We start from the raw sequence: 25,818 nt of genomic DNA, 5'->3' as shown, positions 1-25,818 counted from the left end.
CAAACATTATTAACATAAAACTAACGAAAATTGATCAACATCTATGGGTAAATACAGGGCGGTAAATAATACACTTATCACGGTGGTGGTACTCTCATCTGCATTTTTATCCGCTTGTGTTACACAACAGTATGAAAATGATGATACGCCAGTGGTTCAAAAACAAGCCAACAGAGACGATATGGCGGTAACACGTATTTCCTTAGGGTTAGGTTACCTAAATATGGGCAATATGCCCCAAGCGAAGCAAAATTTAGAAAAAGCGAAAAGTTTCTCTCCCAATATGGTGCAAGTACATACCGCCTTTGCACACTACTATGAAACGGTTGGCGAGCATAAATTAACAATTGAGTCGTACGAGCGGGCATTAGCAATAAAACATGATGATGCTGATACCTTAAACAACTACGGTGTGTATTTATGCCGTCAAGGACAAGTTGAAGCAGCAGAGCAGCAATTTTTAAAAGCAATTGCCGTCCCTAGCTACCTTTTAGTTGCCAATAGTTATGAAAACTTAGCTGCTTGTTTTTTACAAGAAGACAACTTCGCTCAAGCAGAAATGTATTTAAATAAGGCAATTTTACACAGCCCAACAAGCTCATCACTGTTAGTGCAAATGATACAATTGCACTATGCCATGGCAGACTATCAGCAAGCAAAAAACTTTGTACAGCGCTTTGAGAAAGTTACTCGCCGTTTTACTCCTCAAGCTTTAGCTTTATCTGCAAAAGTGTATTACAAACTTGGGCAAGATGATCTTGCAAAAAATTATGGTACCACGCTGGTAAAAATGTTCCCTCAGTCGTGGGAAGCTCAACAATATTTACTGAATGAACTAGCGTCGATAGAAGCAGATAACCTTGCCAACAGGTATAAGTTATCACAACGAGCAAATAAGCCTCAGGCGCCTGCAAAGCGAGTGGTTAAACTATCACCTAAAAAGCCTAAAGCGCTAAGCACAAAACCTAACAAAGCAGCGCAAGCATCAAGTACAGTGCAAGTTAAAACACAAGAAAGTAACAGCAAGCAAGTGACAGCTGAGCCAAGCCTTGAGGTTGTTACAGTAGAGAAACAGGTAGAGACTGAAGCAGTAACAACACAAGGTCAGGAACAAGCTCAGCGGACAACGGGTGTGCTTGCAGAAGCAGAGCTTGCTAGTGCAACATTAAATGAGACAACACAAAGCCAAACAGCGCAGGGAACAGAAAAGCTTGAAACAAGCGCAGAAAAAGCACAACCGACTAAACAACATTCGAAAAAATCCTTTGACTTCCATGTAGTAGCCCCAGGTGATACCTTATACAGTTTATCGGTTAAATATAATATAAAGATCGAAGCATTACGCCAATGGAATAACCTTGACAGAAATACAAAGCTTTATATTAAAGATATAATCTTTTTAGAAAACCCAAAGATGGTACAGCAGTAGATGAATACAAAATCAAAAGCCTCTAAAAAGACTATAGTGTCTGACGAACTAAGTGAAGACATAGAGGTCGTTGGCCCAGGTCAAATATTAAGTGACGCAAGAAAAAAGCACGGACTGAGTGTTGAAGACGTTGCTACAAAGTTAAAGTTTAAAGAAAGTTTAGTAGAAAACATAGAGCAAGACATATTTAACCAAAAGTTACCTGCCACGTATAACCGGGGCTATTTGCGCAGCTACGCGAAACTCGTCCATGTTAATGTTGACGAAGTATTAACTGCTTTTGACATGCTAGGTGTAGCAGAAACACAGCGTAGCGAAATGCTGAGCTTTTCTAACTTAACAGAAAAGCAAGCAGAGCATAGCCGATTAATGTGGTTTAGTTACTTTATCGCTGCAATACTCTTTGGCTTGATGATTTTATGGTGGCTGCAAGAGCCAAAACAAAGCGCTGAAATGACAGAAGACAAACCTAACGCGGCAGTGAAAGCTGTTGGTATCGATAAAGAGAATGAAACTGAAGCAGGCATCGCTGAGCACCAACTCGAAAGTCCTCAAACAAATAACATGGCAGGCAAAGTAAGTGTTGATAAAGATCTCGATGTAGAGCAACCCCTTAATTTAGAGACAGACCTCAGTAGAGAAGCTGAAGAAAAAACAACAGGTTTAACGCCGGTAATCCCTTCAGCGGCATCGCACACCGCTGAGCCAGATGCGACAGAAACAGGAGCTATAGCAAGCCCAAAACCTGTTGCAGAGTTAAGCAAAGCCATCTTTACATTTTCAGGTGATTGCTGGGTGAATATATACGATGCCACGGGTGAGCGTATCGCCTGGGGTGTGAAAAAGTCTGGTTATGTCATGAGCATTACCGGTAAAGCACCACTTAAAGTTACTTTAGGAAAACCAGAGTTAGCAACAATTGAGTTTAATGGTCAACTTGTTGATACTTCTGAATTTAATGCAGGTAACATTGCTAAATTTACCTTACCACTTAATTAAACAATTGTGTATTAACCAAGTTTGTAAAAAATATGTTTAAAGAATCTCCAATTATTCGCCGCAAATCTCGCCAAATTATGGTAGGTAATGTACCGGTTGGCGGCGGAGCACCTATTACGGTGCAGTCGATGACTAATACTGAAACCACTAATGTAGCGGCAACAGTTACGCAAATAAAAGCATTAGAAGCCGTTGGCGCTGATATTGTTCGTGTTAGTGTACCAACGATGGATGCCGCTGAAGCCTTTCGAGAAATAAAAAAACAAGTCAATGTGCCATTGGTTACCGACATACACTTTGACTACAGAATTGCTTTAAAAGTTGCCGAGTATGGCGCTGACTGCCTGCGCATTAACCCTGGTAATATTGGCCGAGAAGATCGGGTACGGAGCGTAGTTGAGTGTGCACGTGATAACAATATCCCCATTCGTATTGGGGTTAACGGAGGCTCTTTAGAAAAAGATATTCAAGAAAAATATACTGAGCCAACCCCAGAAGCCTTGCTTGAATCGGCGATGCGCCATGTTGACATTTTAGATAGGCTAAACTTTAACCAATTTAAAGTCAGTGTAAAAGCGTCTGATGTTTTTCTAGCAGTAGAGTCATATAAATTATTAGCAAAACAAATTGATAACCCGTTACATTTGGGGATCACTGAAGCCGGCGGCTTGCGCTCTGGCTCGGTTAAATCGTCGGTTGGGCTAGGGTTATTATTAGCACAGGGCATTGGCGATACGTTGCGTATTTCATTAGCTGCAGACCCTATTGAAGAGATAAAAGTGGGTTTTGATATTTTAAAATCGTTAAAGCTTCGTAGCCGTGGTATTAACTTAATTGCTTGTCCTAGCTGTTCTCGACAAGAGTTTGACGTGGTGGCGACGGTCAATGCGTTAGAGCAACGTATTGAAGATATTATGACCCCTATGGATGTCTCTATTATTGGTTGTATTGTTAATGGTCCAGGTGAAGCGATGATCTCTGATTTAGGCTTAACCGGCGGCAGTAAAAAAAGTGGCTACTACCTCGATGGCATTCGCCAAAAGGAACGTTTTGATAACACTGACCTAGTTGACCAGCTTGAGCAGCGTATTCGCGCAAAAGCTAAGGCAATAAATGCACGTTCAGCACAAAGTAACAAAATAAACTTTAAAGCGCTCGACTGAACACAGTAAATCGCCTATTTACCGTTTAAGAATAAGACGACATTCGCTATAATGCGCGCTGCGTAAAATTAATGAATTTTTTTAAGAAGAAGAGAGATACAATAAGTGGCTACAAATAAAGCGCTACAAGCAATTCGAGGAATGAATGACTGTTTACCAAGTGAAACGAATACTTGGCAGATGGTTGAAGCAGTTTTACGCCGAGTGGCCAGTAATTACGGCTTTGCTGAAATTCGCATGCCCATAGTGGAATCAACAGCATTATTTAAACGCTCTATTGGTGAAGTGACCGATATAGTAGAAAAAGAAATGTATACCTTTGAAGACCGCAACGGCGACAGCCTAACATTGCGCCCAGAAGGCACAGCAAGCTGCATACGTGCGGCTAATCAACACGGGCTTTTATACAACCAAGAGCAGCGTCTTTGGTACATGGGGCCCATGTTTCGCCATGAAAGACCACAAAAAGGGCGTTATCGCCAATTTCATCAATTTGGTCTAGAAGCCTTTGGTATTGCCACACCTGATATAGACGCTGAAATTATTTTATTAACTTCTCGTTTATGGCGGGAACTTGGCATCAATGAATTTGTCACACTAGAGCTGAACTCATTAGGCAGTAACGAAGAACGCGCAAACTATAGAGAGGCATTAGTCGGTTATTTAACTGAGCACGAAGCATTATTAGACGACGATTCAAAACGCCGCATGCACACTAATCCATTACGTGTCTTAGACAGTAAAAACCCACAAGTGCAAGCAGCTCTAGCGCAGGCACCCAAGTTGGCCGATTATTTTGGTGAAGAAACACGTGCGCATTTTGCTAGCCTTTGTCAACGCTTAGACGCAGCAGGTGTTAACTACGTAATCAATGAACGTTTGGTGCGAGGTTTAGATTATTATAACCGTACTGTATTTGAATGGGTTACCACGAGCCTTGGCGCTCAAGGCACAATTTGTGCCGGGGGGCGCTACGACGGCCTAGTTGAGCAGCTTGGCGGTAAAGCAACACCAGGGTTTGGTTTTGCACTAGGTATTGAGCGGTTAGTGCTAATGTTAAATAACAGTGAAGCAACTATGAAGGTTCGCCCTCAGGTTGATGCATACCTAGTCATTTTAGGTGAAGATGCACAACCCAAAGCAAACGAACTTGCCGAGCAATGGCGTGATCAAGTGCCTGATATTCGTTTGCAATGTCATTGTGGTGGCGGCAATATGAAAAAACAATTAAAGCGTGCTGATAAATCAGGTGCGCAAATCGCGTTAATTTTAGGTGATGATGAAATTGCTAAACAAAGTGTCATGGTTAAATATTTACGTGGACAACAAGAACAGCAAAATGTGGCATTTGAAAAAATCCCTCGTTTATTAAGTGATTTAATTTAACAGTTTTTAGTTAAGGTGATGTAGTGGAAATTTATCAAACAGAAGAGCAACAAGTAGAAGCGATAAAAAGTTATTGGGCACAAAATGGCAATATGATCATTGCCGGCATAGTGTTAGGTTTTGCTGGTTTTATCGGGTTTAATGTATATAAAGATAATAAGCTAGATAATGAACTCGCCGTTTCTGATAGCTATCAAGCGCTTATTGAAAGCAGTACTAAAGACAAAGCTGCTTTTACTGAAAATGCCAAGCAATTTATTAATGAAAACCCAGCCACAAGTTATGCCTCATTAACGGCATTAGCGTTAGCAAAAGAAGCTGCGGCAATCAAAGACTGGGCCAGCGCTCAAGCTCAGTTGCAAATTGCCGTTGACAATGCCCCAAGTGATGGCGTTAAAGGGATCGCTGCCTTGCGTTTAGCACGAGTGCAAATTGAACAAGCACAGTACGAACAGGCGTTAGCAACACTGGCTCAGCCTTTACCTGACTCCTTCACCGCGGCCATTGAAGAAATAAAAGGTGATACTTATTTGTTACAAGATAAACCAGCGTTAGCACGTAATGCCTACCAAGCTGCTATTGCTGCCGATGGTTTAGCAAGTAGCCCAAGTTTACAAATGAAGTTAGATGATTTAGCCACAACTGTTAATCTAACGAATTCAGCGCCAGCTGCAGTTAAGTAAAAAGGTTACCGAATGCTTTTTTCTAAAAAATACCCATTTAATCGCTTGTTAGGGAAGTACACTAAAGTACTTAGCGTTTTTTTACTCACCGGGGCATTATTTTCATGTTCTTCAACCGATGAAGACAAAAGTGATGAGCCTGCAGAATTAGTTGAATTTGAGCAAGCGTTTAAGCCAAAAGTCTTATGGGAAAAAAGTGTTGGCAACGGTAGCGGTGATTACTTTTCACGGCTTAAGCCGACTGTTGCCTACAACCGTGTGTACAGTGCCAGCCGGCAAGGTGATGTCATCGCATTTGACTCTACAACGGGTAAAAAATTATGGCAGGCAGATTTAAGCGATATTAATAATACCCGTGGCTTTTGGGACAGCCGTGTATCAGCGTTGCTTGCTGGTGGACCTACTGCAGGCTTGAATAAAGTATTCATTGGCAGTGAAAACGGTAAAGTATATGCCTTAGATGCACAGACAGGAGCATTGTCTTGGCAGGCGAATATCAAAGGAGAAGTGATCAACGCGCCTGCTGTTGAGTCTAACACTGTGGTGGTGAATTCAGCGTCAGGTGTTGTCAAAGCATTAAGTGCTGACGACGGTGCAGAGATATGGAAAGTAGAGCAAGATGTTCCCGCATTAACATTACGTGGTATTAGTGCCCCTGTTATTGCGTCGGGTGGTGTTTTGCTTGGCACCAGTAAGGGGAGTGTTAATGTCTATTTGCTAGACAGTGGCCAACAAGGTTGGACTTCACAAATAGGCGAAGCAACAGGGTCAACAGAGCTTGAACGTGTTATTGATGTTGACTCTGCACCAGTTGTTTTTGGTGATAAAATTTATGCTATTTCATCGCGTGGAAATTTAGCAGCAATTGATTTACAAAGTGGTAGGGTGCTTTGGAAGCGTCAATATTCGTCTTACCGTCAGCTGTCAATTTATCGAAATACTATTTTTATCACTAATACGCGTGGTTATGTTTATGCCATTGACCGTGTTACTGGGGTTGAGCGTTGGAGTAATTTAGCGCTGGCTAACCGTAATGTCACAGGGCCCGCAATCGTTGCTGATTATGTTGTTGTCGGAGACTTTGAAGGTTATCTACATTGGTTAAATCAAGAAACAGGTGAAATTGTCGCGCGTCATCGTTTAGATAGCAGTGGTGTACACTCGACACCAACTGTGTTTGATAATATTTTGTACAGTCAATCACAAGATGGTGATTTACAAGCGATTGAAACACCAGAAATTTAAAGTTTGCACAATAATCGAAGTTGCGTAAACAAGGTGTTAAAAAGTACTGATGTTTCACTATTCTTCTGTCTTTAACCAGTGTAATTGTAATGTACTTTGACCTAAACTTGCTTTAAGGCACTGTTATTTTATACCGGTATAGGCGGCTCCAATGCAATAGCATATGGGGCCGTTAATTTTTCCCAGATTCTTGTATTATGCTGTTATTATAGCTAACAACTAAGAGTTATTATTGAGTTTTGAGGTTTTCATGCTTCCAGTCGTTGCCCTTGTCGGCCGCCCCAATGTTGGTAAATCAACATTATTTAATCGCTTAACGCGCTCTAGAAATGCCTTGGTTGCAGACTACCCTGGCTTAACTCGTGATCGCCAATATGGAAAGGCGGAAGTTGAAGAGCACCCCTTTATTGTTATTGATACTGGTGGTATTCATGGTGATGAAGAAGGCATAGACCTCCTGATGGCAGAGCAGTCATTAATAGCTGTTGAAGAAGCTGATGCGGTATTGTTTTTAGTTGATGCGCGTGATGGTTTAACATCAGCTGACTACGCTATTGCAGACCATTTGCGTAAACAAGATAAAAAAATATTTTTAGTTGCTAATAAAATTGATGGTATTGACGCAGACTCTGCCGTAGCAGAATTTTATGACTTAAGTTTAGGTGAAGAAGTTCACCAAATTGCTGCAGCTCACGGCCGTGGTGTTACCCAATTGCTTACTTTAGCGTTAACACCGCACATTGAGGCGTTAGGGCAAAGCAAAGAAAGCCTTGAAGCGCCGAATGACGAATTTGATATTTTTACGAGTGATGAATTAGACACCGAATTAACCGAAGCCGAAATTGCACAACAAGTGGCAGAAGCGCCTGAAGAAAATGACACTATTAAGCTCGCTATTATCGGTAAGCCTAATGTGGGTAAGTCAACACTAACTAACCGTATATTAGGGGAAGAGCGCGTTGTCGTATATGATATGCCAGGTACCACACGTGACAGTGTCTACATACCTATGGAGCGAAATGGTCGCGCTTATACTTTAATTGATACTGCAGGTATTCGCCGTCGTAAAAATGTTACCGATGTTATTGAAAAGTTTTCAGTGATAAAAACTTTGCGTGCTATTGAAGACGCCAATGTTTGTTTACTCATTATTGATGCACGAGAAGGTATTAGTGACCAAGATTTAAGCTTATTAGGGTTTATTCTTGAGTCAGGTCGCTCGTTAGTGGTAGCGGTTAATAAATGGGATGGCTTGGAAGAACACGTTAAAGATCGAATAAAAACGGAATTAGATCGCCGCTTAGGCTTTATTGATTTTGCTAAAATTCATTTTATTTCTGCATTACATGGCACCGGTGTAGGGCATTTGTATGAGTCAGTAGAAGAAGCCTTTGTGAGTGCAACTAAACGAATTTCTACGGCAATGGTGACTAAAATATTAGATATGGCGGTGTTTGATCACCAACCACCAATGCATCAAGGGCGCCGTATTAAACTTAAATATGCGCATGCAGGGGGCTACAATCCGCCAATTATTGTGATACATGGTAATTTAGCAAAGAAACTCCCCAGCTCATATAAGCGTTATTTAATGAACTATTATCGTAAGTCACTAAAAATAATGGGTACACCAATCCGTATTGAGTTTAGAGAGACCACTAACCCCTTTGCCGGTAAGAAAAAGCTCTCATATACGGAACAAAAGAAAATAGCGAGAGCAACACAGGGTTATAATAAAGATAATAAATAAAAAGCTCAATAGTACACTAAGCCCATGACACAGGTTAAAGCCAGTGTAATAGCAATTTTACTCAATTATTGTCCACTTGTGCTGGTTACTATTCCATCGTGTCGTTGTTTTCAATCCCAATAGCTAGCTATTGCTCAATCAAGCGCCTATGACTTAGTTGGCTTCTAGCGACAAGACAAAATTATTGCTTTTAAGCCGATCTTTGACTAGTGTGATGATATATATTAATGAGTGTTATATTTATGTCTAATAAACCATCAGATATTAATACTGCAAGTCGCTTAAACCGCAATTTAGCTTTACTGCAAGCGGGCTCTTTAGTTAGCGTTGATATATCAACACCCGCAGGGCAGCGAGCGAAGTTTAGAACAACCTTTATCGGCTATTTGCCTAAAAAATATGTTTTAGTGCAATTTCCCGACACAGTAAAATTAGGCAAGTTTTCTCAGCACATCACCCAGGGCACAGCTGTCACAGTTCGTGGCCTCATTGAAGGGCATGAAGGTGTGGTGGTGGCATTTGTCAGTACCATTAGGCAAACCCTGCAAATGCCTTCACGTATTATGGTACTAGACTTTCCTCGTACGGTTGGTCTACAAAATTTACGCTCATCTATTCGTATTGCAACAGACATAGTAGCCAAAGTAAAAGTTGACCAAGATTACTGGCAAGCTAGAATAGAGAACCTTTCTATTACCGGTTGCCAGCTAAATATTGCCAACGGTGAAAAGCTAGTGCTGTCAGAAAAAAAAGACATTGAAATCATTATAGAAGACGAGCAGGGAAAAGGTAACTTTAAGTTATATGGTACTGTGTGTAATTTAAAACAGCACAATGAAGGTGTGTCGTTTGGTGTAAAGTTTGAGCAGCAAAGTGATGAACAAATTCGTCAACTATTACTCAACACAATGACATCATAAACCCTCGCTAGCTCCCCCTCTATTATTCTCTATGTCTTCAATTTGGTAATATGATCCGCTTTTCAAACACAACTTAGGCAGGTTAAATGATTTTAGCGTTAATTGTTCCGTCTGACACTTGCACACTAATTTTATCATGTAACGATGCTTGTGTAACTGAGCTGATCACCTGATTGTTACTATTGCGAACAACGCCATACCCTCTCGCAATTGTTGCTAGCGGGCTCACTAATTGTAGTTGTTCAATTAAATGCACAAAGGACTCGCCTTTGTGTTGTAAATTATTTTGTTGTGCTTTACATAGGCGTTGTTGTAGTTGTTCAATTTTCAGTTGATAGTCAGCAATGTTTTTGTTGGGTGACAATCGGGTAAAACGTTGCGTTAATTGCTCAGGCTTTTGCTTGGCTTGTAACAACAAGCGTTTAATTGCCTGTGTTAACCGTAAGTTTAATTCATCAGACTTTTGCTGGTGAAGGCGCAGTTGTTGTTCCGGATGAACCTGTACCAATCTATGATGCAAATGACTAAAGCGCTCAGTTAGCAAGGTGTTTTTAGCTACTATTGCGTTCTTTAAGCGCAGTGTTAACATAGCCACTTTCTGCAATAACTCATCACTATCACTTGAAACTAATTCAGCCGCCGCTGATGGGGTTGCAGCGCGTAAGTCTGCAGCATAATCACTTAAAGTTGTATCTACCTCATGACCAACCGCGCTAATGGTTGGAATATCTGAATGATAAATAGCATTAACAACGGCTTCTTCATTGAATGGCCAAAGATCTTCTAAAGAGCCGCCACCCCGCCCTACAATCAGTACATCACATTCTTTTCGCAGATTAGCTTGCGCAATGGCATGGCAAATATCATTGCTGGCATACTGACCTTGTACAAGCGCAGGGTAAATCGTTACCACAATACTCGGGTTACGCCGTTTTAAAACGGTAAGTATATCTTTTACCGCTGCGCCGGTAGGGGAGGTGACTATACCCACACGTTGAATATCGCTAGGCATATTTTTTTTATGTGCTTGTGAAAATAAACCTTGGGCATTAAGCTTGTTTTTTAACTGTTCATACTGCTGGCGCAATAACCCTTCACCTGCATCATCAAGCTGTTCAATAATAAGCTGAAAATCTCCTCTAGGCTCATAAAGGGATACTTTAGCGCGTACCAGCACCTGTTGGCCATTGCGTGGTGTTGAATTATTCGCCAGCTTAACTCTTTGGTTATTCCCTTTGAACATAGCGCAGCGTACTTGCGATTTATTATCTTTTAAAGAGAGGTACCAGTGGCCAGAGCTTGCGGCAACAAAATTAGATATTTCCCCTGTTAACCACACGGTATTTAATTCGCTTTCTAAAATAAAGCGGACTTTTCGTGTCAGTTCACTGACTTGAAGGATATGTTGTGCAGCCATAAAAAAACGATAACAATAAAATGAAATGAACGTAAACACCAGTATATCTTGATGGCACTTTTTTAGGGGAATTATTTTCTCTTTGTTTGCCATTAGTTTGGTATTAACAAGCGAAAATAATAGTGCTTCAACGCTAAATTTGTGTTTACCTAAACAAAGAAAAGAGTTAAAATTCTAACGCAATATTAGATACTAACTTTTACAGGTTTGGTATCTCCTTTCTCCTTAACTCTGGTGATATTGCGATGTTACGAATTGCCCAAGAAGCATTAACTTTTGATGATGTTTTATTAGTACCGGCCCACTCTACAGTTCTGCCCCATACGGCTAATTTACAAACCCGTTTAACACGAAAAATTAATTTAAATGTACCCATGGTATCTGCGTCTATGGATACAGTAACAGAAGCACGCTTGGCTATTACGTTAGCCCAAGAAGGTGGTTTAGGCTTTATTCATAAAAATATGACTATCGCAGAGCAAGCTCGAAATGTTTCACAAGTTAAGAAGTTTGAAAGTGGTATTGTATCTGATCCTAAAACCGTTAGCCCGTCAGACACCATTGAAAAAATTATGCGTAAAGCAGACAGCTTGGGGTTCTCCGGTTTTCCAGTTGTTGATGATAACAACAATTTAGTTGGCATTATTACTGGTCGAGATTTACGCTTTGAAACAGACTTAACTAAACCAGCCTCTGTATTGATGACGGCTAAAGAAAAGTTAATTACCGTTAAAGAGGGCGCAGCTCGCGAAGAAATATTAGGGCTAATGCATGAAAATCGCATTGAAAAAATCTTGGTTGTTGACGACGCCTTCAAGTTGGTTGGTTTGATCACAGCAAAAGATTATCAAAAAGCAGAGAGTAAACCGAATGCTTGTAAAGATGAATTTGGACGTTTGCGCGTTGGCGCGGCAGTAGGGGTTGGTGCAGGTACAGACGAGCGCATTGACGCATTAGTTGCCGCTGGTGTGGATGTATTACTAATTGACACATCACATGGCCACTCACAAGGTGTTATCGACAGAGTAAAAGAAACCCGTGATAGATACCCTGATTTACAAATAATTGCCGGTAATGTTGCCACAGGTGCTGGCGCAAAAGCCTTAGCTGATGTGGGTGTTGATGCTGTAAAAGTTGGTATTGGCCCAGGTTCAATTTGTACAACCCGCATTGTAACAGGAGTTGGCGTGCCACAGTTAACGGCTATATCCAATGCCGTTGAAGCACTAAAAGGTACAGATATCCCCGTGATTGCTGATGGCGGTATTCGTTTTTCAGGCGATATTGCTAAAGCACTTGTTGCTGGCGCTCACTGTGTCATGGTCGGTAGTTTATTAGCTGGCACTGAAGAAGCGCCAGGTGAAGTAGAGCTTTATCAAGGCCGTTATTATAAATCATACCGTGGTATGGGGTCATTAGGTGCTATGGATCAAAAAGAAGGATCGAGTGATCGATACTTCCAAAAATCTGATGGCGAAGCAGACAAATTAGTACCAGAAGGCATAGAAGGCCGTGTTGCTTATAAAGGCCCTGTAGCGGCTATTATTCATCAACAAATGGGCGGTTTGCGTTCATCAATGGGCTTAACGGGTAGTGCAACTATTGAGATGATGCGAACCAAGCCAGAGTTTATGAAAATAACCTCAGCAGGTATGGGGGAGTCACATGTACATGATGTAACCATCACCAAAGAAGCCCCTAACTATAGAATGGGTTAAGCTCTATTGAATTATTTTAGCGCAATGTCGGCGTTGCAAGTGCTTACCTAGTAAACTAGGCTCCGCGCTAGCGCCTTGAACTTGCACTAAACTATTTTCAATGTGGCGTTAATAGAATATTTAACATCGAAAACAATTCCAACAGGCTGAGTTATTCATTATATAACTCAGCCTGTTTTACTTAAATGTATCGCTCTAACTAGGTATTCATTAGAGCTGTAAAGAGAGAAACTATGAGTAAAGACATTCATGATCACCGCATACTGATTTTAGATTTTGGTTCACAATACACCCAGCTTATTGCTCGCCGTGTGCGTGAAATTGGCGTTTATTGTGAACTTTGGTCATGGGACGTGACAGACGCACAAATTAAAGAATTTAACCCAACAGGTATCATTCTTGCTGGTGGTCCAGAATCAGTGACTGAAGCTAACTCACCGCGCGCGCCAGAGTATGTGTTTGCTGCTAATGTACCCGTATTAGGTATTTGTTACGGTATGCAAACAATGGCTGAACAACTCGGTGGTAGCGTAACGGGTAGTAGCCATAAAGAATTTGGTTATGCGTCAGTTGAGCTTATTGTAGAGTCTGCGTTATTTGATAAAGTTGAAGACAGCATTAATGATAACGGTAATGCCCTACTTGACGTGTGGATGAGCCATGGCGATAAAGTTGCAACTATTCCAGCAGGTTTTGTTGCCGTAGCACAAACACCAAACTGTGCTTATGCTGCCATGGCAAACGAAGAAAAACAATTTTATGGTGTGCAATTTCACCCAGAAGTTACACACACCAAACAAGGCTTACGTATTCTAGAAAACTTTGTTGTTAACATTTGTCAGTGTGAAAAACTATGGACACCGGCAACAATCATTGATGATGCTATCGCTAAAATGAAAGCACAAATCGGTGATGATGAAGTGATTTTAGGGCTTTCAGGTGGTGTAGACTCATCCGTTGTCGCTATGTTATTACACCGCGCCATTGGCAAGAAATTAACTTGCGTATTTGTTGATAACGGTTTGCTGCGTTTAAATGAAGCCCAGCAGGTTATGGAAATGTTTGGTGACCACTTTGGTTTAAACATTATTAAAGTTGATGCTGAGCAGCGTTTTCTTGATCGCTTAGCCGGAACAAGTGAACCAGAAGCAAAGCGTAAAATCATTGGCAATGTTTTTATTGACGTTTTTGAAGAAGAATCAAACAAGTTAGAAAATGCGAAATGGCTAGCACAAGGCACTATTTACCCTGATGTGATTGAATCAGCGGCTTCGGCTACCGGTAAAGCTCATGTTATTAAATCTCACCATAATGTTGGCGGCTTACCTGATTACATGAAACTTGGTTTAGTTGAGCCATTACGTGAACTGTTTAAAGATGAAGTACGTAAAATTGGTCTTGAACTTGGCTTGCCCTATGACATGCTTTACCGCCACCCGTTCCCTGGGCCTGGCCTAGGCGTGCGTATTTTAGGTGAAGTGAAAAAGGAATATGCTGACCTATTACGCCGTGCAGACGCTATTTTCATTGAAGAATTACACAAGCATGATTTATACACCAAAGTAAGCCAAGCATTTACTGTATTTTTACCAGTGCGCTCAGTAGGCGTTATGGGTGATGCCCGTAAATATGATTGGGTAGTAAGCTTACGTTGTGTTGAAACTATCGACTTTATGACTGCGCGTTGGTCACACTTACCGTATGATTTCTTAGGATTAGTGTCTAACCGAATCATCAATGAAATTGATGGTATTTCGCGTGTCGTTTACGATATTTCGGGTAAACCACCAGCTACTATCGAATGGGAATAATTTATACTTAAGTTGGTTAAATCGCATTATTTCGTTGTCGCAAGTGCTCACGTAGTAAACTACGCTCCGCGCTACCTCCTTGAAATAAAGTGATTTACCTGCTCTTTAGTTATAAATTAAACAAGAAATAATATAATTGAACCTCGTTGTTGTAAGACCTTGAGGTTTTTTATTAACCGCATTATTTCGTTGTCGCAAGTGCTCACGTAGTAAACTACGCTCCGCGCTACCTCCTTGAAATAAAGTGATTTACCTGCGCTTTAGTTATAAATTAAACAAAAAATAATATAATTAAACCTCATTGTTGTAAGACCTTGAGGTTTTTTATTAATCGCATTATTTCGTTGTCGCAAGTGCTCACGTAGTAAACTACGCTCCGCGCTACCTCCTTGAAATAAAGAGATTTACCTGCGCTTTAGTTATAAATTAAACAAAAAATAATATAATTGAACCTCATTGTTGTAAGACCTTGAGGTTTTTTATTAATCGCATTATTTCGTTGTCGCAAGTGCTCACGTAGTAAACTACGCTCCGCGCTACCTCCTTGAAATAAAGTGATTTACCTGCGCTTTAGTTATAAATTAAACAAAAAATAATATAATTGAACCTTATTGTTGTAAGACCTTGAGGTTTTTTATTAATCGCATTATTTCGTTGTCGCAAGTGCTCACGTAGTAAACTACGCTCTGCGCTACCTCCTTGAAATAAAGTGAATTACCTATGTTTTCTTTAGTTATAAGTTCTCTAATACTTCACGTTGTTCAGCTACTTCAATGCGTATGTCAAAATCACGTGGCCAGTCGGTATTATCATAATCAAATGTGGTAATTTCTGCAGACTGAGTCTCTTTTAAAATACTTTGATCTTTCATCATCATTCTCTCTTTATTTGACTTGTTGTAATATTATTACGTTACTTTGCACTAAAAAGCAAGTTTATATCTTTTTAGTGCCTTTTGAATGGTGGTTTTGTTGTTTTATTACTAAGATGTTGGGGTCTCAAGTTTACTTAACGCTATGTATTATTACTAAAAGTTATCATTCAGTAGTATCACTAAGAATTAACGTTATGGCTTATTACTGTTTTATTTATTTTGCTCGAAGAGCTAAATCAATATACCATTAACCTATATTCACTTGCCTTATCGATCATGTAGGGTTTATTGATACGTAGCAACCAAGGAAATTTTTATGATTAAGTTTAGTCAAAAGATATGCATTCTGATAAGCCTGATAACATTAGCATCATGCTCAACAGCTTATTACTCGGCCATGGAAAAAGTGGGTATTCACAAACGTGATATCATGGTTGATCGTGTTGCAGAAGCTAAAGAGTCACAACAAGAAGCGCAAGCGCAATTTGAGTCAGCATTGGCTGAAATGACAGCATTAATTAATTTTGATGGTGGCGATCTTGAAGCGCAATACAATGAAATTCAAGCACAATATGAAGACTCGAAACAAGCCGCTGAGTTGGTTAGTTTACGCATAGAGAAAATAGAAGATGTTTCACATGCTTTGTTTGAAGAGTGGCAAGAAGAAATAGAAGAAATTTCAAGCGCTAACCTGAGAAGACAAAGCGCAACTAAGTTAAGAAATACACAAAGTCGCTATAATACGTTGATTAAAGCGATGCATAAAGCAGAAAGTAAAATGGCGCCGGTTTTATCAGCATTAAAAGATAATAGCCTTTTCTTAAAACATAACTTAAATGCTCAAGCGATTGGCGCATTACAAGGTGAGATGATGTCAATTAAAAAAGATGTCAGCGTATTAATAAAAGAAATGAATACCGCAATTGAACAATCACAAAAATTTATAGATATGTTGGAGCAGTAAATTGACAATTGAAAGGTTAGAAACAAAACAGCGCATGAGCCGTATTGTGAAGCATAATGGTACTGTTTATTTATGTGGGCAAGTGGCAGCAGATGCAAGTAAAGATATTACAGAGCAAACGCAAACCATGCTAGCAAAGGTGGATGAGTTATTATTAAAAGCGGGCAGTGATAGGAAACATATTTTATCCGCCACTATTTATGTGAAAGACATGTGTTATTTTGCACAAATGAATGCTGTTTGGGATGATTGGGTGCCAGAAGGCTATGCACCAGCGCGCGCATGTGTCGCCGCTAAAATGGCGCGTGAGGCATTATTAGTTGAGATTTCAGTCGTCGCCGCTGAAATCTAAGCCATACTCACTTAAGGTAATCTATTTTGTCCTATATTGCTGTTAAGTATCAAACGTCTATGGCTTATAATTAACTATTTGTTCAAAAACTTATACGTATTGACAAAATAAAAAACCGCATTAACAATGCGGTTTTTTTACCTGCTTAATTTGTAAAAGTCGTGACGTTAGCTACTACTTTATGAGAAATGATGAGTTAAGCTTTTTTCTCTGTAATATATTCATTAACAAGTTGAGTTAGTACGTTTAATGGTACAGGACCATTGCGTAAAATTACGTCATGAAATTCTCTAATATCAAATTTATCCCCTAAGGCCGCCTTAGCGTTTTCACGTAACGACACTATTTTTAACATGCCAATTTTATAGGCGGTCGCTTGTGATGGCATAACAATATGGCGTTCAACCATTTTCACCGCGTCAGACTTAGCATTAGGTGTATTGTTAACATAGTAATTTATACCTTGCTCTCTGGTCCATTGTTTTGTGTGTATTCCAGTATCAACCACCAGCCTACATGCGCGCCATAGTTCCATGGCTAAACGACCAAAATCAGAATATGGGTCTTGGTATAAACCAATTTCCTTAGGCAGCAGTTCTGAATATAAGCCCCAGCCTTCGGTATGTGCTGTGTAGCGCCCGTATTTTCTGAACAGGGGGATGTCGGTTAACTCTTGCTTTATAGCCAGTTGCATATGATGCCCTGGAATGCCTTCATGGTAGGCTAAAGCAGCCATTTGATAGGTTGGCATCGCTTTCATGTCATAAAGGTTTGCATAGTAAATACCTGGACGAGATCCATCGGGAGCTGGTTGTTGATAAAAAGCTTTACCGGCTGACTCTTCACGAAACGCTTCAACAGCTTTAACGTTTAACTCGGCTTTTGGCTTAGTTAAAAATAAACTATCTAACCTGCCTTTCATATCGTCAATTAACGCAACCGCTTCATCTAAATATCGTTGACGGCCAGCTTCAGTACCTGGGTAATAAAACTGCTCGCTGTTTCTCATAAAATTAAAAAACTCTGTTAATTGTCCTGTAAAGCCAACTTTTTTCATGATCAAGCGCATTTCTTGATGAATTCTGTCAACTTCACTTAACCCAATGTTATGAATTTCTTCAGCAGTAAGGTCTGTGGTGGTAGTACGTGCTAGTGCATTATTATAAAAGTCATTGCCTTGAGGGAGTTTCCAAGCACCATCACGGGTGTCAGCTTTTGCTTCAAGTGTTCTTAAATAATTAATTAAGTGTTCATAACCAAGCTTCAATTCATTAGTTAAGGCCGCTTTAATGTCAAACAAAAGCCTATTTCTCTCTTGTTGAGTAAGGTCTAATTGATTAATTTTTTGAGTGAAATCAGTTAAAATAGTGCTGTCGTCTCCTGGAGAAAACGGTGCGCCAACTAATATGTTATTCGCATCACGAATAACATGCTCAAACACAAACTTAGGGGCGATAATCCCTTTTTCTTCTCTTAGTTTAAGTTGTGTGACAAGTTGCGTCATTAACTTTTTAGCGCCTTTTACACGGGCGATATAGTCTTGCGCTTCTTTGATATTTCTAATGGAGTGTTGGTTTATTAAAAAAGCAGGAACCTGTGAGTGAGTACCAAACATTTGGTTAACAGGGTAGTTATGAAAACGCCATTGATAGTCGTTGATTTCATTTTCAAGTGCTTGCACATAGAGGTGATAACTGATCAGCGTTTGTTCATCTAATTTAGTGGTATCTAATGTTTTAATTTTGGCTAAATCGGCTTTAGCAAAAGCTAATTCTCGGGCATTGTTTTCTTCTGATAAATCATTCCACTTGTCGTAATCTTTTTTAATACCAAGGTAGGTTTGCATTACTGGATTACGGTCAATACCTGCTTTAAAAAGGCGATCAAATAACTGGTTAGCTTTTTCTGACTCTGCTATGACAGCTATTGTGCTGGTTTGTGTGGCAGAGTTACCTTTATTAGTTGAAGATTGCTGTGACGTAGAGCAAGCCGTTAATAAGGCTGTTGATATAGCAATAACGAGTAGGGATTTTTTTAATAACATTGTGCGCTCTTTTATTGGTAGGTTATTTTATACAGTGTGCCAATAGATGCATGCATTAATCAATAGCAAATCTTACATACACGGTAAAAACACATCAAAAACTGATAACATTACTGGCTATGAAGGGTGAGAGGTGTAAGGGGTAAATAATATAGGCTAATAAATACTTGGGTTCGCTAAAATAATACAGGCAAAGCGTGCTTTGTGTCATACTATTTAGTTAGCAGGGTGCTCGGTTAATACAAGTAATAACGATAAGGTTAGTATGTAGTTGGCCATTTTCTGTCTTATTATGTTAATTATCAATGGAGTTAACTAGCTACGGAGCTAATCATGAATGGAGTTAAGCAAATCTCGCCACTTGAAACACTTAAAACTACCTTTGGTTTTAATGACTTTCGCCAAGGGCAACAGCAAACTATTGAGCAGTTACTTGCAGGGCATTCCACCTTAGCAATATTCCCCACGGGCTCGGGAAAGTCATTGTGTTATCAATTAACCTCTTTGCATTTACCTCATTTAACTTTGGTTGTTTCACCGTTGTTGGCGTTAATGAAAGACCAATTAGCATTTTTAGCCAGCAAGGGCATTGCTGCTGCAAGTATTGATTCCACGTTAAAAGGTAATCAAACACAAGAAATAATGGCGGCGGTGCGCAGTGGTGAAATTAAAATATTAATGGTCTCAGTCGAGCGTTTTAAAAATGAACGTTTTCGTCAATTTATACACTCTGTTTCTGTGTCAATGTTAGTAGTAGATGAGGCGCATTGTATTTCAGAGTGGGGGCATAATTTCAGGCCAGATTACTTAAAACTGCCTAGTCACCGTCACGATCTCAATATTCCACTGACGTTACTACTAACAGCAACTGCTACTAAAAAAGTAAAACTTGATATGGCTGAAAAGTTTGCCATTAGTGATAACCACATTGTACAAACAGGTTTTTACCGTAGCAATTTAGACTTAACAGTATTACCCGTTAGCAGTGCTGACAAAAATATCACTTTAGTTGAACAGATAAAGCAATTACCTAAGCTTAACGCACAGGCGAATGTTAGTTCAACTGCTGACCATGGCAGCGGTATCGTTTATGTCACCTTGCAGCACAGCGCAGAGCAGGTTGCTGCTTACTTGCAACAAGCAGGTATTAACGCTTGTGCATACCATGCCGGTTTTGACAGCGATACGCGAAGCCAAATTCAAACGGATTTCATGGCGGGAAAAGTCCAGGTTATTGTTGCTACAATTGCTTTTGGTATGGGCATTGATAAAAGCGATATTCGTTTTGTATTTCATTATGATTTACCTAAATCAATTGAAAATTATTCTCAAGAAATAGGTCGAGCAGGGCGTGATGGTAACCTTTCGCACTGTATTACACTCGCTAATTTAGATGGTATCAATACCGTAGAAAATTTTGTTTACAGTGATACACCAGAGCTAAGTGGTATTGATTATGTTATTGAAAGCATAAAAGCAGAAATGTTAACTACCCACTACGAAAGCAAATGGGAGTTACAATTGCTGCAGTTGTCTAATGCCAGTAACATTAAACAACTCCCTTTAAAAACTTTATTGGTTCAGTTAGAGCTTGCGGGTGTACTTGAGCCTATGTACGCCTATTTCGCCGATTTTAAAATAAAACCGTTACAACCAATCGCGCAAATATTGGCCGGTTTTAATGAGCAAAGGCGTGATTTTTTAAGCCGTATTTTTAACGCAACTGCGTTTAAAAAGGTGTGGGGCAGTTTAAATTTTGATACCTTGTTGCAAGATAAGTCAATTGAACGAAACCGTGTTATTGCCGCCTTAGAGTACTTACAAGAGCAGCAGATGATAGTGTTAGAAGCTTCTCGTATGACTGAAGTATTTAAAGTGAATGAGAAAGCACTTCATTACCCAATATTAGCGCAAAACTTATATGATTATTTTCTTGATAAGGAAGCAAAGGAAATTAAGCGTATTGCTGCTTTAGTGCGTTTTCTACAACTTGATCGCTGCTTAAGTTATAATTTAAGCCGTTATTTTGATGATCAAACAGCACCAAAAAATTGCGACCACTGTAGTGTTTGTCGTGGTGGCATTGCTTACTTAGCGCATACACAGCAAGTACCATGGCCCAGTGATGATGAATTGATTACTCATGGTAAAGCATTGGCCAGCCATTTAGAGCAACAGTTAACAGGCGGTTTAAACACGCCACTTTCATTAGAAAGCTATTGTCGTTTTTTTGCCGGTATGACAATGCCACTTTTTGGGCGCAATAAAGTCAGGCAGTTGACAGGGTTTGCTTCATGCGAACAACAGCGTTATCAAGCAATTCGAGATAAATTATCGCAGCTTGGTTTTTAACTTTCCGTCGGTTATTTGAGTACAGTAGTTGATGTTTACAACGATAAAAAATTCAATGCCAATGAGTGTTTGGTATATGCTGCTTTCTGCATTAGGCTTTTCGTTAATGGCTGCCTGTGTGAAAGAGGTTAGCGGCTTAGGTATTCCGGTGCTGGAAATTGTTGCGGCCAGAGCCATTATTTCAGGCATGATTAGTTATGCAGATATTAAGCGGAAAAAAATTTCATTATGGGGTCATAATAAAGGCTTGTTAATTGCGCGGGGTGTTGTTGGCTCATTTACATTAATGGTTGTCTATTATGCTGTGACTACACTACCTTTAGCAGAAGCGACCTTGTTACAATATTTACACCCGGTGTTTACCGCTATTTTGGCCTTGTGGTTTTTAAAAGAAACTATACAGCGCTCTACTATTGTTTGTATTGCGCTGAGTCTTCTGGGGTTATTCGTTATGATTTATCCTAATTTAACGCAACCTAGTCTAGCGGTGAACAGCGTAGCACAATATTCATGGTTTAGTATTGGCGCAGGTGTTTTGGGAGCCTTTGGTAGCGCAGTTGCTTATATTCTGGTGAAAAAGCTCACTAAAACTGACGACAGCTCAGTGATAATATTTTATTTCCCTTTTATTGCCTTTCCTATTTCAATGATCATGCTAGGGAGTGACTTTGTGGTGCCGAGTTTAACCGCGACCGTGCTGTTGGTGTTAGTGGGCATATTTACGCAAGTAGGACAAGTGGGGCTAACCAAAGCATTGCACAGCGCAGACGCCAATAAAGCGACTGCTTATGCTTATGTACAAGTCATTTTTTCAGTACTTATTGGTTGGGTTTACTTTAGCGAAGTTCCTATGCTAACTACTATCGTAGGAGGTGGCTTGATTATGATGGGCGCCCTCGTCAATGTGTTATGGAAACGCTAGTAAGCATTCGCAACACTGACTCGGTTTATAAGTTATCGAGTAATTTTTTATAAGCTGGATGATCGGTATGTTGTAAATACCCTAAAATTTCTTTATGCGCTTGTTTAAAATCTTTATATAAATGAGATTTGAGTGCTCCTCTTACTTGTTTTAGTTCAACCCCTTTTATCGCACTAAATAACGCTAAGGCGTAAACTGTCTCTAATTCAGGCAGTGCGGCTTGACGGTTAAGGCTCGCGTTGTTGCATGAGCCGCACCCACCTTTAAACTGGTAGGCTGTATTGGCAAAAATAACACCGAATCCCATAAAACAGGCTACTAAATCAATGGTTTGTGTTAACATTTCCTTACCGCCAGGAGCGCTTGTTTTATCGGCTCCAGCCAAAGCATTAGCGTGATGCTGGTTCACTAAAATGCTAGCCATATGCTGTACTAAGTAAGCAATTAAATCTTGCGGTTGGTTCAATTGGTTTGCATAAAAAGGAATGTTAATTAAGGGGGGAGCATCATCACTAGTGTTAATTTTATAGCCAATATTACACGCCTCTCCACGCAGCTTTGCACTTAAAAGTAGCTGCGGCATGGGTTTTTGAACAAAACGTTCAGCAGATATTAGCTTAATTGGCCATGCGCTCATGCCCGCGTATTTTATTGTGTTAGCAAAAACGGTATTCGCCATTTCTTCTATGCTACTTGCGCTGCCAGGGTAAAAGGTATTATTGGGTAATATTAACTGACTGTGCTCTTGAAAAAACTCACCATCAAGCTCAGCCACACACCAAGCAAAGGTATCAAAAATCCAAGTACGGCTTGCTTCATCAATAAGTGGTTTTGTTTTAAAAAAAGTAGATAACATTAGCCGTTGCCCTTAATTGGATAATACTTGGCTGATTAATTACCGCTAGTATAAAGCGAGATGACACAAGTTAATAGCTTTGCTGTCGCGAACGATCTTTTTACCGCTTGTAACAATAAACTATATTTTATCAATTAGTGCGTCTAATTTATCGGCCAACCAAGGGCAAGTTAATTATGAGCTAATAGCAAACTATGATGTAGATCTGTTTCAGCTAACAAATCAGTGCCCTTTACACAAAGTTATTCACTCTTTTGACATAGATCACAAAGTTGTTTCCCCTTTGCTTTATAAATAACGTCAATTATTGATAAAATTTTTAAAATGTAGGGAGCACCAAGATGTTTAATAAATCGTTATTAGCTATTGCGTTATCGGGTGTGCTATTGCCGAGCGCTTATAGCGTCGCTGAAGATGATGTTGTTCACCAAGGTATTGATGAACATACTGAAACTATGGTGGTTATTGGCAAAACACCACGGAAAGTTCAAGATGTTGTCGGTTCAGTTTCAGTGATAAACAGTGAAACTATCGACAAACAATTGGTACGCAATGTAGCCGACATGCTTAAGTACCAAGCAGGAATTAATATGGTGAATTCGGGGAGTCGTTTTGGTGATTCAGGCATTGCTATTCGGGGCATTTCAGGGAACCGAATTGTCACAGAAATAGATGGCGTGCCAGTGGCCGAGCAATTTAATGTTGGTGCCTATTCAAATTCAGGGCGAAATCATATTGACCCTGAATTAATCAAGCAAGTTGAAATACTACGTGGCCCTGCTTCTAGTACTTATGGTAGTGATGCCATTGGTGGTGTTGTTAGTTTTGTTACCAAAAAACCGAATGATTTACTCAGTGAAACAACGAAAGATATTTATCTTGGCTTGAAGACAGCTTATTACTCAATTGATAACAGTAAACTTATTTCACTTAATACCGCTTTTGCTAGTAATCGCTCTAGTGCTTTAATTTCAGCCTCATATCGCACTGGCAACGAAGTAGATAGAAACTTAGCCGACGGTCTGCGCAGTGATATTCAAGAGAATAGTACTAAGTCGCTGCTGGCCAAGTATTACTTAACTCTTTCAGACACACAAGAGCTAAGCCTTACTTATGATTACTTTAAGCGTGAAGTAGAAAGTGATCTACAATCATTACTTGGGTTAGGGCGCTTTAGCGATACAAAAAATTTGTTTGGTGATGACGAAGTAAGCCGAAAAAACATTGCGCTTAACTATGACTTTACTCTTGATAACGATTGGATTGAAGGTGGGGTGATTCGTTTTTATGATCAAAGTACTGACACAGCACAATTGACAGAGGAATATCGAACTGTCAGTGAACAAAGGTACCGTTACGACCGTGATTTTTATTACCAGCAAGATATTAAAGGTTTACGGGTAAACCTTTATACCAATATTGATACTGCATCTGCGACCCACCATATTGGTTATGGGGTAGAGTATAGTAAAACAGAAATCACTGAGCTTAGAGATGGCTTACAAACCAATACTGATACTGGCGAATTTAGCAATATTGTCTTGTCAGAAAACTTTCCTCTGAGGGACTTTCCTATTTCTAACGTAGAAGAAATAGGGATTTACTTTAATGACGAAATTACCATTGCAGGCACTAACGTTACTATTATTCCGGCCATTCGTTATGACAAATATAAATTATCTCCCTTCAAAGACAGTATTTATATAGAAGATAACCCAGACCAAGACGTTGTCTCGATCAATGAAGAAAGCTTTTCACCTAAATTAGGGCTTGTCTATCAACTCAACAGTAACTCGCAATTTTATTTACAATATGTCAAAGGGTTTAGAGCGCCACCGTTTGAAGATGCCAATATCGGCTTAGATATTCCACTTTTTAAAATGCGTGCCATACCAAACCCTGATCTAAAGTCAGAAACCACAGACGGTTATGAAATAGGCTACAGTATTGACAGTAAAAACCATCAGTTTACTCTAGTGGGTTTTTATAATGACTATGATGATTTTATTCAAACGAAAGTCAACTTAGGCTTTAACCCGGTTATTGGGCGTATTCTTTTCCAGTCGCAAAATATAGATAATGCTAAAATATACGGAGCAGAGATTAAGTATAATTATCATAGTCAAGGATTATTTAGCGACTATGACAGTTACCACGCTTATGTCTCTGCCTTTGTTAGTAAAGGAGAAAACACAGACACAGGGCAACCGCTTAATGAGGTAGAGCCTAACCATGCTTTAATAGGAGTAGAATGGCGCTCTAGCAATGAATCACTCTCGCTCGCATTGCACGCTAACTTGGTTGCTGGCAAGTCAGATTTAGATGATGCTAACGCGACTGACCCAGCACTAGCCCTGGCCAGCACAGCAGGTTATGCAACAGTTGATGTTATTGCTAATTATCATATTAATAAACAACTTACCCTGGCAGGGGCAATTAACAATTTAACGGATAAACAGTATTGGCTTTGGTCTGATGTGAATGGTTTAGAAAAAAGCGACCCGTTATTAGCCACCATGGTATCGCCTGGCATTAATGCGTCAATGCAATTGAAGTATACTTGGTAATAAAAGTTAGCTTTATCAACATAGCACATTAAGCAACCTGATTTCGGCTTAAGGATAAAACACGTGGTTGGTCAGCGCACCAAACACGTGTTTTGTTGTTTTTATAGCTTAGATAATTGCGATAAGAAAACGCCTTCCTTTGCGAAACACTTCTGGTTCACCCCAGTATATTTACCTAACAGACATACCAACTTTTACATTTGTTGACCTTGATCAACTTGTGAAGCTATAACTCAATATCCTTTTTAAAAGTTGATCTAAATCACATCGTTGGTGAACAAATAGGCAGATAGTTACATTTAGAAACATTTAGTCCCTTGTTTATCTGTATAGCAGATAGAGCAAAAAGTAATAAAAATATCTGGA

19 protein-coding genes are annotated in these 25,818 nt (G+C 39.7%); 15 read left to right on the top strand and 4 right to left on the bottom strand.

Annotated features, from left to right (window positions below):
• The first annotated feature begins 43 nt into the window (after positions 1-43).
• From pilW to AC0UA9_RS04710, 8 genes are all read left to right on the top strand, one after another.
• Positions 44-1,429: a type IV pilus biogenesis/stability protein PilW gene (pilW, locus tag AC0UA9_RS04745; protein WP_475657749.1), complete on the top strand. Its 1,386-nt coding sequence runs from the start codon at positions 44-46 to the stop codon at positions 1,427-1,429.
• Positions 1,430-2,428: a RodZ domain-containing protein gene (locus AC0UA9_RS04740; protein ID WP_475657747.1), complete on the top strand. Its 999-nt coding sequence runs from the start codon at positions 1,430-1,432 to the stop codon at positions 2,426-2,428.
• 32 nt (positions 2,429-2,460) lie between these two features.
• Positions 2,461-3,591, top strand: a complete 1,131-nt coding sequence (gene ispG, locus AC0UA9_RS04735) for a flavodoxin-dependent (E)-4-hydroxy-3-methylbut-2-enyl-diphosphate synthase (RefSeq protein WP_475657744.1) — start codon at positions 2,461-2,463, stop codon at positions 3,589-3,591.
• Positions 3,592-3,696: 105 nt separating this feature from the next.
• The gene (gene hisS, locus AC0UA9_RS04730; protein ID WP_475657741.1) at positions 3,697-4,977 is read left to right on the top strand and encodes a histidine--tRNA ligase; all 1,281 of its coding nucleotides are present in this window, start codon (positions 3,697-3,699) and stop codon (positions 4,975-4,977) included.
• Between the two features lie 23 nt (positions 4,978-5,000).
• A complete protein-coding gene (locus AC0UA9_RS04725) occupies positions 5,001-5,660 on the top strand; it encodes a YfgM family protein (protein WP_475657739.1) in 660 nt (219 codons plus the stop codon).
• A 12-nt stretch (positions 5,661-5,672) separates the two neighbouring features.
• On the top strand, positions 5,673-6,905 hold the full coding sequence (gene bamB / locus AC0UA9_RS04720; protein ID WP_475657735.1) for an outer membrane protein assembly factor BamB: 1,233 nt from the start codon (positions 5,673-5,675) through the stop codon (positions 6,903-6,905).
• 250 nt (positions 6,906-7,155) lie between these two features.
• Entirely contained in the window at positions 7,156-8,655 is a 1,500-nt protein-coding gene (gene der, locus AC0UA9_RS04715; RefSeq protein WP_475657732.1) for a ribosome biogenesis GTPase Der, read from the top strand.
• A 242-nt stretch (positions 8,656-8,897) separates the two neighbouring features.
• A complete protein-coding gene (locus AC0UA9_RS04710; RefSeq protein WP_475657729.1) occupies positions 8,898-9,575 on the top strand; it encodes a PilZ domain-containing protein in 678 nt (225 codons plus the stop codon).
• Positions 9,576-9,657: 82 nt separating this feature from the next.
• On the opposite strand, the gene xseA is transcribed toward AC0UA9_RS04710, so the two are convergent.
• Positions 9,658-10,992 (bottom strand): exodeoxyribonuclease VII large subunit, encoded by a 1,335-nt coding sequence (gene xseA, locus AC0UA9_RS04705; RefSeq protein WP_475657727.1) that lies wholly within the window; start codon positions 10,990-10,992, stop codon positions 9,658-9,660.
• Between the two features lie 245 nt (positions 10,993-11,237).
• Between xseA and guaB the strand changes: the two genes are divergently transcribed.
• On the top strand, positions 11,238-12,710 hold the full coding sequence (gene guaB, locus AC0UA9_RS04700; RefSeq protein WP_475657726.1) for an IMP dehydrogenase: 1,473 nt from the start codon (positions 11,238-11,240) through the stop codon (positions 12,708-12,710).
• 233 nt (positions 12,711-12,943) lie between these two features.
• A complete protein-coding gene (gene guaA, locus AC0UA9_RS04695) occupies positions 12,944-14,521 on the top strand; it encodes a glutamine-hydrolyzing GMP synthase (RefSeq protein WP_475657725.1) in 1,578 nt (525 codons plus the stop codon).
• A gap of 733 nt (positions 14,522-15,254) precedes the next feature.
• On the opposite strand, the gene AC0UA9_RS04690 is transcribed toward guaA, so the two are convergent.
• Positions 15,255-15,395: a hypothetical protein gene (locus AC0UA9_RS04690; RefSeq protein WP_475657723.1), complete on the bottom strand. Its 141-nt coding sequence runs from the start codon at positions 15,393-15,395 to the stop codon at positions 15,255-15,257.
• Positions 15,396-15,711: 316 nt separating this feature from the next.
• Here AC0UA9_RS04690 and AC0UA9_RS04685 point away from each other — a divergent pair, with 316 nt between their 5' ends.
• Entirely contained in the window at positions 15,712-16,359 is a 648-nt protein-coding gene (locus AC0UA9_RS04685; protein ID WP_475657720.1) for a DUF2959 domain-containing protein, read from the top strand.
• A 1-nt stretch (position 16,360) separates the two neighbouring features.
• Positions 16,361-16,711 carry a RidA family protein gene (locus tag AC0UA9_RS04680; protein ID WP_475657717.1) on the top strand — a complete coding sequence of 117 codons (351 nt, stop codon included), beginning with the start codon at positions 16,361-16,363 and terminating at the stop codon, positions 16,709-16,711.
• 196 nt (positions 16,712-16,907) lie between these two features.
• Here the strand turns inward: AC0UA9_RS04680 and AC0UA9_RS04675 are convergent, their stop codons facing one another.
• Entirely contained in the window at positions 16,908-18,755 is a 1,848-nt protein-coding gene (locus AC0UA9_RS04675) for a DUF885 domain-containing protein (RefSeq protein WP_475657715.1), read from the bottom strand.
• Between the two features lie 333 nt (positions 18,756-19,088).
• Between AC0UA9_RS04675 and AC0UA9_RS04670 the strand changes: the two genes are divergently transcribed.
• Entirely contained in the window at positions 19,089-21,107 is a 2,019-nt protein-coding gene (locus tag AC0UA9_RS04670) for a RecQ family ATP-dependent DNA helicase (protein ID WP_475657712.1), read from the top strand.
• 31 nt (positions 21,108-21,138) lie between these two features.
• On the top strand, positions 21,139-22,029 hold the full coding sequence (locus tag AC0UA9_RS04665) for a DMT family transporter (RefSeq protein ID WP_475657709.1): 891 nt from the start codon (positions 21,139-21,141) through the stop codon (positions 22,027-22,029).
• Between the two features lie 25 nt (positions 22,030-22,054).
• Here the strand turns inward: AC0UA9_RS04665 and AC0UA9_RS04660 are convergent, their stop codons facing one another.
• Entirely contained in the window at positions 22,055-22,885 is an 831-nt protein-coding gene (locus AC0UA9_RS04660; protein ID WP_475657706.1) for a hypothetical protein, read from the bottom strand.
• Between the two features lie 341 nt (positions 22,886-23,226).
• Between AC0UA9_RS04660 and AC0UA9_RS04655 the strand changes: the two genes are divergently transcribed.
• Entirely contained in the window at positions 23,227-25,452 is a 2,226-nt protein-coding gene (locus AC0UA9_RS04655) for a TonB-dependent hemoglobin/transferrin/lactoferrin family receptor (protein ID WP_475657704.1), read from the top strand.
• Positions 25,453-25,818 lie beyond the last annotated feature (366 nt).

This window comes from Colwellia sp. F1 (assembly GCF_056238625.1).
The sequence above is the reverse complement of the archived record's forward strand: the minus strand, read 5'-3'. Positions and strand labels throughout refer to the sequence as shown.

Coding starts and splice junctions, on each gene's coding strand:
- ispG (WP_475657744.1), top strand. CDS start 2,461: ATGTTTAAAGAATCTCCAATTATTCGCCGCAAATCTCGCCAAATTATG.
- AC0UA9_RS04660 (WP_475657706.1), bottom strand. CDS start 22,885: ATGTTATCTACTTTTTTTAAAACAAAACCACTTATTGATGAAGCAAGC.
- xseA (WP_475657727.1), bottom strand. CDS start 10,992: ATGGCTGCACAACATATCCTTCAAGTCAGTGAACTGACACGAAAAGTC.
- AC0UA9_RS04710 (WP_475657729.1), top strand. CDS start 8,898: ATGTCTAATAAACCATCAGATATTAATACTGCAAGTCGCTTAAACCGC.
- AC0UA9_RS04665 (WP_475657709.1), top strand. CDS start 21,139: ATGTTTACAACGATAAAAAATTCAATGCCAATGAGTGTTTGGTATATG.
- der (WP_475657732.1), top strand. CDS start 7,156: ATGCTTCCAGTCGTTGCCCTTGTCGGCCGCCCCAATGTTGGTAAATCA.
- AC0UA9_RS04655 (WP_475657704.1), top strand. CDS start 23,227: ATGTTTAATAAATCGTTATTAGCTATTGCGTTATCGGGTGTGCTATTG.
- AC0UA9_RS04740 (WP_475657747.1), top strand. CDS start 1,430: ATGAATACAAAATCAAAAGCCTCTAAAAAGACTATAGTGTCTGACGAA.
- guaB (WP_475657726.1), top strand. CDS start 11,238: ATGTTACGAATTGCCCAAGAAGCATTAACTTTTGATGATGTTTTATTA.
- AC0UA9_RS04685 (WP_475657720.1), top strand. CDS start 15,712: ATGATTAAGTTTAGTCAAAAGATATGCATTCTGATAAGCCTGATAACA.
- AC0UA9_RS04690 (WP_475657723.1), bottom strand. CDS start 15,395: ATGATGAAAGATCAAAGTATTTTAAAAGAGACTCAGTCTGCAGAAATT.
- pilW (WP_475657749.1), top strand. CDS start 44: ATGGGTAAATACAGGGCGGTAAATAATACACTTATCACGGTGGTGGTA.
- bamB (WP_475657735.1), top strand. CDS start 5,673: ATGCTTTTTTCTAAAAAATACCCATTTAATCGCTTGTTAGGGAAGTAC.
- AC0UA9_RS04675 (WP_475657715.1), bottom strand. CDS start 18,755: ATGTTATTAAAAAAATCCCTACTCGTTATTGCTATATCAACAGCCTTA.
- guaA (WP_475657725.1), top strand. CDS start 12,944: ATGAGTAAAGACATTCATGATCACCGCATACTGATTTTAGATTTTGGT.
- AC0UA9_RS04670 (WP_475657712.1), top strand. CDS start 19,089: ATGAATGGAGTTAAGCAAATCTCGCCACTTGAAACACTTAAAACTACC.